This is a genomic window from Methylomonas sp. BG-2, assembly GCF_057766305.1.
In genome coordinates this window covers 1-2,725 of sequence record NZ_JBYMAP010000361.1, presented here as the reverse complement: position 1 = coordinate 2,725, position 2,725 = coordinate 1, and the positions used below count along the sequence as shown (strand labels likewise).

The window sequence follows — 2,725 nt, the reverse complement described above, 5'->3', positions numbered from 1 at the left end:
CGCCAAGGCCGGTGGCTACGTTTTGATCGGGGGCGTCGGGAGTCCGTTTTTCGTTGCCGAATACGGTGTCCGAAATCAGTTTGCTGAACAGTAATTCGCTGTTGTCTTTTTTATGTAGCTGAATGGTCGATTGGGCGAAATCGCCGTTGCCTTTGACGGTTTTGGTCTCGGGCGCGCCGACCAAATGGCTGAAATCGAATTTCAGGCTCACCAGAAAGGTATCGACCGCCGAGTTGTTTTTGATGGACAAGGCAAGATCGCCGAACAGCGAGTTCATGAACGACGGCTCCTCTTTCGAACCGCCTTCGGCATGCAGTTTGATGCCGAAGCCGTCGCCGATGTCGGACAATTTTCCGCTCAGCGGGTCGTCGCCGGCGATCTGGTCGTTGGTTAAAGTGCTGGTGGTGGTGGCTCCGCCGACGACGCGGATCAATTCGCCGTTTTGGGTGGCGTTGGTCGGTATCGTCGGAGTGCCGAAGCTATCGAATTCCACCTTGCCGGTAATATTGATGAACGGATTGAAGGCGGCCGCGGCGGCCGGTTGGGCTAGCCCTAGCCCGCCGATGGCCAACACCAGCGCGGAAACGCCGGAGCGGAGTCGTTTGAACGATGGTTTGCCGGCCGATACTTGGGGATTCGATAAAGTGTTGTTGATGGTTTTCATTACGCGCCTCTTGAATGATTTCGTTATGTGGTCGAATGGGTTGCAAACTATTGAATATCCGGCTTAACAATGGCCGGTGCCGCCGCGCTCTCGGGGCTTTGCCGGATGTGTTCGCCTTATGCTTGAGTTCGATGGGATACAGTCAATTGCCGTGCCAAAGCCGGGCGGTGGATTTTTTAATTTTTAAGTGACTGTGTTTGAAGGTAATTTTTGGGTTTGCGTGCCGGCCGGCGCCGACTCGGGCGGCCGGGTTTTGCGAATATCGCCACGAGATGCCGTCTTGTTTACGAAATGCCGTATGCATGGGGCGCGGGTTTTGGGCGGGGCGCGCGGGATGCGGGTATTGTCGTCAATGATCGACGATTCGCTGGGGTACGCCGTGGCGCTGTTGGCGAGTTGCGAGCGGAAAGTTTCGATTTTTCGTAAAAGCCTCTATGCTGGTGGCGCTTGGCGGATACGGTAGATCAATCGCCCCAAGCGGCCCGTGCTTGTCGCCGCCCGTCGTCGACCAGCCGGGCTTGGAAATGACTTTACGATTCCTTGAGCAAAGCCCATGAGCAAAACCACGCCCGCCAATGCCAAACTGACGCTGTACGGCAAACCGATAGAATTGTCCTTCAGCGCGCCGGCGGAAAGAGTCACGCCGGTGGCGATACTGCCGGCGCTGCATCGCATCAACAACGTGTTCGTCGACACCGCGGTCGATGCGTTTGTCGCGGACAGCGAGACCATCTCCTGCCAGGCCGGCTGCGGCGCTTGCTGCCGGCAAGTGGTGCCGTTGGCGGAGTTCGAGGCCTATCAGATCGCCGGGCTGGTCGAGCAGTTGCCCGAGCCGAGGCGTTCGGCGGTCAAGCAACGTTTTGCCGACGGTTGCGCCAAGTTGGATGAGATCGATTGGCTGGCCCGATTGGAACGGATGCTGGAACAGGGGACGACGCACGACGCGGTTCAGGCCCACGCGCTCAGCTATTTTCATTTGGGCGTACCCTGTCCGTTTTTGGAAGCGGAAAGCTGTTCGATTCATCCGGTGCGGCCGTTGGCCTGCCGGGAATATTTGGTCACTTCGCCGGCCGAGCATTGCCAAAATCCGACGCCGGAACACGTCAAGCACATTGAGTTGAAGTTTCAGGTGTCGAAGATCGTCCGCAAACTTTGGCGTACTAGCCATCTTAAGGATCTGGACTCGGTGCCGATGATTTACGCGCTGACATGGGTCAAGCGCCATCCCAACCAATTCCCGAAAAAGCGCGGCCAGGATTGGTTACGGGAATTCTTTAATTACTTGGCGAATCCGTAGCCTCGGCAATTCGCCAACCCCGTGCCGCCGCAGGATCAAGCGGCATAGGGGGGCTTTTCCTGGTTCCCAAACTCCAGTTTCGGAACTTGATCTTGAAAGCTCCAGCTTGCGTTAATTTAATCGGGAAGTAAGAGTTCCAAGATCAGTTGGCCATGGTGGAGCTTGGTTAGCAGTCAAAACGTCGTATTTGAAATTGCGACGATTGGCATACTGGTGAGCTTGCCCGCGCCAGAATGGACGCAGTGAATTCGGCTTCGCGACAGCGTATTGTTGTATCAAGACGACGCAGAGCGTCTGAAACGGCGTTCCCACGTTGGAACGTGGGAACGATGAAATTCGCCTTTTGCCGCGCCGAGCACCGGAGGGTTTGGGCGGGAGTTGCCCGACAGGGGGCGCGGCAGGGATGCCGCGCGTTTTCGGAGGGCTAGGACAGCCCTTCCGAAAACCCCGCACAAACCCGGAGGAGCGCAGGATTCAAGCGGCATGGGGTGTCGTTTCTTTTGGATACTTTTCTTTGGACAAGCAAAGAAAAGTATCGCGGTTGCTGGTCCGCGAACCGGCGTTAAATTAGGCTTCGCAGTAGCGAATCATTATTGATTCAAACTTGTAATCCCGCGTGGGCACAAAAACCGTGCCCACCCTACCCGGCTTTAAAATTAAAACACGCGTCCGATTACGTGACCGATGCGCTTCACTTTGTTCAGCACATATATGGACTCCTCCCCAATTGCAAGCCAAGATTACCAAAAATAATGATTCCAACA

2 protein-coding genes are annotated in these 2,725 nt (G+C 55.9%); one reads left to right on the top strand and one right to left on the bottom strand.

Going from position 1 to position 2,725, the window contains the following annotated elements:
- Positions 1-664, bottom strand: a 664-nt coding sequence (locus AC3B8H_RS20125; RefSeq protein ID WP_488443302.1) for a hypothetical protein, incomplete at its 3' end; no start/stop codon positions are given.
- 553 nt (positions 665-1,217) lie between these two features.
- On the opposite strand from AC3B8H_RS20125, the gene AC3B8H_RS20120 reads away from it, so the two are divergent.
- The gene (locus AC3B8H_RS20120; protein ID WP_488443301.1) at positions 1,218-1,961 is read left to right on the top strand and encodes a YkgJ family cysteine cluster protein; all 744 of its coding nucleotides are present in this window, start codon (positions 1,218-1,220) and stop codon (positions 1,959-1,961) included.
- The last annotated feature ends 764 nt before the right edge of the window (positions 1,962-2,725 follow it).